Genomic DNA, 7,302 nt, shown 5'->3' with positions numbered 1-7,302 from the left:
TTTTCTCAGGAGTAAACTCAACAGAGGCAATATCCTGATTGATAACTGTATAGATTCCAAGCTTTTTATTGTGCTCAGCGATATGTACCGGAAAATCATCTCCCATTTGAAGATACCAGAGAACATATCCGGGAGTTGCCCCGAACACTGCTATTTCGCTCCTCAGGTTTTCCTCATAATTCTGCCATAGTGTACTGGAGAAAAAACCGAAACGCTGCGCGTTGGTTGGCGGAAGCTCACTTTCCCGAACAGAGCAAAGCAGATATGTGGCTTTCCCGCTATTAGCACTGCTTTTCAGCAAGCCTTTATAGCATGAAGTCAAACAGGTTGAGATTAGAAATATGAGTAAAGCGATTAACACTCTTACTCTCATATAACCCCCCAGCCAAATTAGTCACTTGTGAGAGCAGAGTGGCCAAAAACATTTAACCAGCTCTTTTATAGAATTATACCCTTAATGCACGCTGGAAACAAGTCTAAGTAACCAGTAATGAATCCTCAAGTTTTACCACTTACAGACTTCATCAACAAAGTTTCATTCCCGCTATGTTAGTTTCTTTTCTGCACTGGTCCAGAATCCCGAAATCACCTCTGTAATCCCAGTTGGCATAGGATATGCCCTGTTCCTTTAAAATAGAAATAAAATCTCTGTACCAGGCATGTCTCTCTTTTTCCGGCACTTTTTTATAGCAGCCAAATTCACCACAGTAAAGATGAAGGTTTTTATCTTTAGCAACCGAAAGCGGTTTTGATAATTTTTCCAGCATGACACCCCGGTCGCAATATTCGTTCATCTCCTTGAGCATCTCTTTTAGCGGACTCGGAATTTTTTCAATTTCCTCTTCAGGTATAGTTTTTCCGGGATATCTGACCGGTCCCTGGTAGACGCCTCCCTCCCACCATGGCGCTGTATAATGAGTCAGCAACATAGGGTGATAAAAATGAAATGTCAGGATGATATTTTTATCATCCGGGACTCTTAGTGCATCGAAAGTGTCCACTGAGCAGCAATTATTTGATCCCAAAAGAATAGTCCTCTCCGGCTGGACCTCTCTTAATGCCTTGAAAACATAATTGCAGACTCTGTTCCAATCCTCATTATCCGGAGCAACAGGTTCATTAAGAATCTCATAGGCAAGAATCTTCTCTGACCAGAACCCGGTCTCCCTTGAAATACTTCTCCAAAGGCCGGTAAACCTTTCCATTTCATCCGGATCTGTAAAAAGAGTGGACACGCTCCTGTCATTGAAATAGTGGGTACGCAGGATATGAAGATCGACAATCGCTTTAAGCTCCTCCCTTTCGCACCAGTAAATTGAGCTGTTCAGAAGGTCGAATGATTCATTGTCAACACTTCCGTCTTCCTTCCACATCTGCACTTCATCAATTGGAATACGGATATGGTTGAAACCCATATCAGCTATTCTGGATACATCCTCACGGATAAACCAGTCTATACGCTGCTTTCCTCTTTTTTCACTCTGACTGAGCCAGTGCGAGATATTTGTCCCGCATCCGGGATTAAAGGCCATATTTACTCCTGTGTTGAGAGGCTTTTAACGGAGGGAAATCATTGTAACAGAGGATCGTTCTTGAGCAAGTAACAAGATCAACAATTCGCTGCCGGGCTTCATTTCCACTCCCCGCTAATTCTGCCCTCAGATCTCTATCTCACCTGAAGAACAACCCTGAACCCTATAGTAGCATTGCCGTTTGCAGGCGGCATTTTACTACGTGTACCTGATTGAGCAAAATAATCGCTGTGCATCCAGCTTCCTCCCCTGATCACACGCTCCAGACCCGAATCCGGGCCTGCAGGATCAGCAGAGGGACTTACAGAATAGTATGCAGCATCAAACCAATCATTACACCATTCCCATACGTTTCCTGCCATATCATAAAGTCTGAATGAATTTGGCTTTTTCTGGGCAACCGGATGAGCCGTATTTGAACTGTTTGATTTGATCCAGGCATAGTCTGCAGCGATAAGCGGGTTGTTCCCCCAGTAAAAAAGGGAAGTTTTTCCGGATCTGCATGCATACTCCCATTCCGCTTCTGTAGGAAGCCTGTATCCTCCGGCATCCATATTAATTGACAGGCCTTCCATTACGCAGTTTTCGCCAACAGTTCCGCTAATACTCGTATAAATGTAAACAGTATCCAAAGCATCTCTCTTGCTGCGAGCATTACAGTAATAAGCAGCATCAAACCAGGAGATTCCGGTTATTGGGATACTGCCATTTTCTGATGGTGATGTGCCAACCAGGGCAGCAAAATTCTCTGATGTAACTTCGGTGGAATCGATCCAGAAATGATAGCTGAATGAAACAGAATGAACAGGTTTTTCGTGATCCGCGAATTCATCCTGTCCCATGTTGAAACTCGCACCCTTGGATCTGACAAACTTCATTCCTGATGGTCCGCCCGGGAAATCAGGTGTGACAAAACTGCCGCTGACTTCAATACTGTCTCCGAAAAGATCCTTTACACGCAGTTTCCAGTCACAGGATGTTGATGGAGGCAATCCGCTGGCGACAAACTCCGTTTCTCTTCCGCTGTAAAGCTCGGAAAGTGTCCCTGTACCTGTACCGATAAAAAGAGTGTAATGAAGAGTATCTGTATCGCCATCCGGATCAGTACCGTAAAAACTCAGAGGCAGAGATCCCAGGCACTCATTGTAATCAAATGCCTGAAATGCACCAGTAGGATTAATTACCGCGGTATCCGGACCACGGTTAAAAAAGATGGTGAAACTGTCTGTAACCACATTGTAATCATCATCCATAACGGCCCAGAAAACTTTCAGAGGCCCACCTTCGGGATTGGAAATATCAAACCGGGGAGAATCGGAACTGTCACTCCATCCTGAAGAATTGCCGGTTTTGATGTAATATTTTATCAGATTACCCACAGTATCAGATGCCTGAAAACTTACAGACACAATCTCCCGCTGCCCTGCAGTCATATCTGATACAGGTGTAAGTACAGGAGCATAACTGTGAACCATAATCTTAAAGCTGTCAATTGAGGAAGCCAGGCCATCATTGTCAATTGCCCTGAACAGGACTGTTTTGGCTCCGGTTTCAGAGGCCACCCATGTTTTATAAGAAGAGTTTGAAACCGTATCCCAGGTTGAACCATTGTCAAATGACCAGCAATAAGCAGCTATTGTCCCGTTTTCATCAGAACCCTCTGCAACCAGTATAACTGTGTCATTTATTACAAGTACCGTATCGGTTTTTGAGAACACCTTTGGCGGATGATAATTTGTCCCGTGGGGATCAAAAGGGTTATTCCAGGCCTTTTCAGGAGGTATCTTCGCACAGAAAACTACTATCAGAACAAAGACAACCAACAACCGCTTGTCAGATACACTTTTAAGAAACATATAGCCTGCGTGCATTTAAAATACTCTCTCCTCAGTTTTCCTCTAGAAGACAAAAGACAAACCAAACCCCACTAAACATCCACCTGCAACACCCATCAGAGTATTTCTGAATCCTATTGCTTTTCTGGCATTAGATCGGTTCGCTTCATAGGCATTTCTGTGAATTGTACATTCTTCTGAAATTGCAGCGGCGTCATAAGCCTGTGCTTCAATGGTAGCCGCTGAAGATTGTGATCTTGCATACATTTCATAGTAAAGTCCCGCACCGGCAAAGGTTGCTGTAAGAAAACCGAATATCGCTTTCTGAACCATCTGACGGGAGCGTTTCTGCTTGAGTGCGATCTGAGCCACTGAGTCTTTCCAGGCCTGTGAACGTGAGAGCTGGAGATCAAGATCCTGTGATTGACCGGGTGAAATTGAGAAGCCATGCTTTAATGGAGCGTAATCCTTTAATGAAAGTTCAACAGTCCTGTTTCCGGGCCTGAAGTATTTGTTGACAAAAGGAGTAACCCCGTAATTTTCCCCGTCAATTGCAAGCTTTGCTCCTGAAGGTTTGCTGTCTATCTTAATCTGTGCACACCCCATCCTGCATTCCATTATTATTCTGCTGTCTTCACCCGCGACAAAATGCATAGTTGTAGAGAAAACAAGCTCATCTGCTTCTTTTATCTCAATTTTTACGTCTCCAGCAGGAACCTGATACCAGCCCCCTATGTCATGGGTAATTACGTTGCCGTCAGCAGTGACAACCGCACTATCGGAAAGTCCGATGAGGATAACCCTGGTGGTAGCTGTGGTAGAACCGGCCTGTGCTGATGAGGAAAGGAATGAAAAGATGACAAGTAACAAGATTGAAAGGAGAAAAAAACGGCTTAAATGCATTCTGTGTCAGCTCCACTAATTTGATATTATTGTTTCTCGGTTTTCTGCCCGGATGAGATGTACAAACCAGGCGAAAGCCTTATTCTCCCGGAGTAAACGGCAGATCGGGCATTTTTTGATAATGATCGTCCCATGAGGTCGAGGATTTTCCCTGAATAACCTGAACGAATACCTTTATCGGTGAATGTCATCACTTTCATGTTTGCGGTTCCGGGAGCCTTCACAGTTCTGGAAAGCGGTCTTGCTTTTGAATAGATTTTACGCATGATAACGATCTCGTCGAGAAAAACACCCTTGTCATCAAGGCCGCAATTAAATCTCAGGTGTGCATTGGTATAGCTCTGGTCTCCAATCGTGAATTCTATCCTGTACTTAGCAGGAAGCGAATTGAGCTCGATTTCACTTGATGAATTATCGAGTAGATTTTCATTGGATTCACCATCAGGATTCAGGCTCACGCTTATTTTGCGTTCGCTCTCGGAGTATGCGGTAAAGGAAAGCTCATAAACAGTTTCTTCAAGAAGAACAATACCTCCCTGAGTTAACCTGATGTCTCCTGCCTCACTTCCCGCTGTTTCAATAACGGTTTTATAGTATCCATCTTCCGTAACTTCACCAGATGCGTTCAGCCCTTCTTTCACTTCAAGGCTCCAGCCAGAATCGCTGATAGAAAAGGATCCATTAAAAACCAGTTGTGTGCTTGCTGCTATTTCAAATGGCATTTCTGTCTGAGCTGTAAGAGTTTCATCCGACGTACTTTTAAGGCGGAGGATACACCATGGTGAATAGGTCTTTTCGGGTATCCAGGTATAAGAGCCAGTATTTGGTACCGAATCTGCGATCAGTTTCCAGCTCAGACCATTGTCAACCGAAAGTTCGATTGTCAGAGGATCATTATCCCCAAGGCATACCCAGGAGACAGTTTCCGGATTTCCCACATAGACCAGTGCTCCGGGTGATGGCGATGTAATGCTTAAAAGCGGTCCGGGCAGTTCTATTAACTGCACATTGCTTATTATGATATTTCCCATATACTTCCCAAGGTTAAATTCAACCCGGGCAGAAGAATCCCCGGTTGTCCTCATGGAGAATACATATTCGAAAGACTGTTTTACGGTATTCAAAGTGACTGTATCCCGGCCAGACCAGGCATAATAATCTCCCCCATCCCTGCCAACTGCTGCTTCGATAGTTCGCTCCATGTCTGCTGCAGCTTCGAATGAGAAGCGGTAAACTTTACCGCTGTCGAGACGAACTTCTTTCTGGGTAAGCTGAATTGACCAGGTTTCAGCTCCGGGGTCGGTGATCTGAACAGTTAACTCTCCGTTGGAAACAAAGCTTGTGCAGGAACCACTCCAGGGATCAAGATTCCATTGGGTAAAATCGCTGAAATCTCCAGACCTGATAATATCAGTCTGGCTGAATGCAGGAAAGAAGGAAAGAAGCAGTATTAAAATAGGAAACTTGAATTTCTGCATCATAATCTACCTGAAATTGTGAAAAGAAACCAGAAAATAGCTGTCCCGTCTGTGGCACCCATTTTTTCCCCAAAATGAATATAATAATGTAGTTTGTGCAAATCTGATTAAAAAGGTTTAATTCCCAGTGCAGAAAAACCTTCGCTCACCGTGTAAAAAGAACCGGCGATACACACCAGTTCCTCTTTACCACAAAGTGCTGCTTTTACAGCACTTGCAACGTCCGGTATAACAAAACACTTTAACTGCTTTTCTGGTGGAACCCGGGAAAGCAGGTTTTGGGCAGATTCCGCCCTTTCTGTCCCGGGTTGAGTAAAAATGATGGTTTCTGCAACTTTGAGGTAGTTGGCTATTATACCTGCAGTATCCTTGTCTTTCATTATTCCAGTTACAATACAGGCTTTTTTATTGGGGAAATTTGCCTGCAGCGCAGTGATAAACGCCTCTGCAGCTTCGGGATTGTGACCAACATCGAAAATTACATTTTTCCCGGAAATCTCTATCTTCTGGAATCTTCCCGGGAGATTTGCTTTTAAAAGTCCTTCTTTGATGATTGTATCATCGCTAATTCCGGCTTTCCTGACAGCATTTATTGCCAGCAGGCTGTTCAATAACTGAAAAGAGCCGCGCAGCTGAATATCGTAAATCTGCCCGTTATAGGAAAAACGGGTTCCTGCTGGTGTCTGTTGAGAATCCAAACCATCTGAGGAAACAACTGTCAGATCTGCCCCTGCCTCGCTGCAAACTTTCCTTGCCAGCCTCATAACATCTTCATCTGGGTTTGCAGCCAGAATCAAAGGTGTGTTCTTTTTCACTATCCCAAGTTTTTCCCGGAACACAGATAACAGATTGTCTCCCAGAAATTCCATGTGGTCCATGGATACACTTGAAATGACCGACACAACGGGTGAAATGATGTTTGTAGCATCGAGACGTCCCCCCATCCCTGTCTCAAATACAGCCCATTCCACACCGGTTGCTTTAAAAAGATCAAAAGCAATCAGTGTTGAGGCCTCAAAGAAAGTAAGCTTAAGCTTATCTATAATCCCGGACAGTTTTTCGTAGGCACCAAGCCAGAGGTCCTCCGAGATGATTTTCCCGTCTATCTGGAAACGCTCTTCAAAATTCAGAATATGGGGAGAAGTAAAAAGCCCGGTTTTAAATCCTGATGTACGCAGGATAGATTCTATGTAGGCGCAGGTTGATCCTTTACCGTTTGTGCCTGCTACATGGATGCACTTATAAGCACTGTGGGGGACGCCAATTCGATTTGAAGCCTCAATAATGCGTTTGAGATCAAACTTGATTCCCCTGGCAGTGAGGGAAAAGAGGTGCTTCCGGACATCAGCGGCCTTAATTGACATAACTGTAAAAAATAGAATCTGCGCACCGGCAAAACCTTATCATCCAATTGTGTGTCACAATTTCCATGAGTAATACCTTCAACTGCTCACCGCGGAGAGCGAAATTTTCCGGCATTTCAGAAAATTTGTTGAAATTGCGATACTGTCTCCAAACCGGAAAACTGTATGAAAACTTACTTGACTTAGAAAC

The 7,302-nt window shown here is 44.1% G+C and carries 6 protein-coding genes; all 6 read right to left on the bottom strand.

Annotation, left to right across the window (positions count from 1 at the left end):
- Positions 1-373 (bottom strand): hypothetical protein (locus tag GX089_03860; protein NLP01607.1); only part of this gene is annotated, 373 nt, incomplete at its 3' end.
- Positions 374-524: 151 nt separating this feature from the next.
- Positions 525-1,532, bottom strand: coding sequence for a glycoside hydrolase family 5 protein (locus tag GX089_03855; GenBank protein NLP01606.1), 1,008 nt, complete (start codon positions 1,530-1,532; stop codon positions 525-527).
- Positions 1,533-1,666: 134 nt separating this feature from the next.
- Positions 1,667-3,403, bottom strand: a complete 1,737-nt coding sequence (locus GX089_03850) for a formylglycine-generating enzyme family protein (GenBank protein ID NLP01605.1) — start codon at positions 3,401-3,403, stop codon at positions 1,667-1,669.
- A gap of 27 nt (positions 3,404-3,430) precedes the next feature.
- Positions 3,431-4,270, bottom strand: coding sequence for a PEGA domain-containing protein (locus tag GX089_03845; protein NLP01604.1), 840 nt, complete (start codon positions 4,268-4,270; stop codon positions 3,431-3,433).
- A 26-nt stretch (positions 4,271-4,296) separates the two neighbouring features.
- On the bottom strand, positions 4,297-5,751 hold the full coding sequence (locus tag GX089_03840; GenBank protein NLP01603.1) for a hypothetical protein: 1,455 nt from the start codon (positions 5,749-5,751) through the stop codon (positions 4,297-4,299).
- A gap of 104 nt (positions 5,752-5,855) precedes the next feature.
- A complete protein-coding gene (locus GX089_03835; protein ID NLP01602.1) occupies positions 5,856-7,112 on the bottom strand; it encodes a bifunctional folylpolyglutamate synthase/dihydrofolate synthase in 1,257 nt (418 codons plus the stop codon).
- Positions 7,113-7,302 lie beyond the last annotated feature (190 nt).

The sequence above is a fragment of the Fibrobacter sp. genome, assembly GCA_012523595.1.
Classification (GTDB): Bacteria; Fibrobacterota; Chitinivibrionia; order Chitinivibrionales; family Chitinispirillaceae; genus JAAYIG01.
Note: the sequence above shows the minus strand (reverse complement) of the source record. Positions and strands in the feature narration are given on the sequence as shown.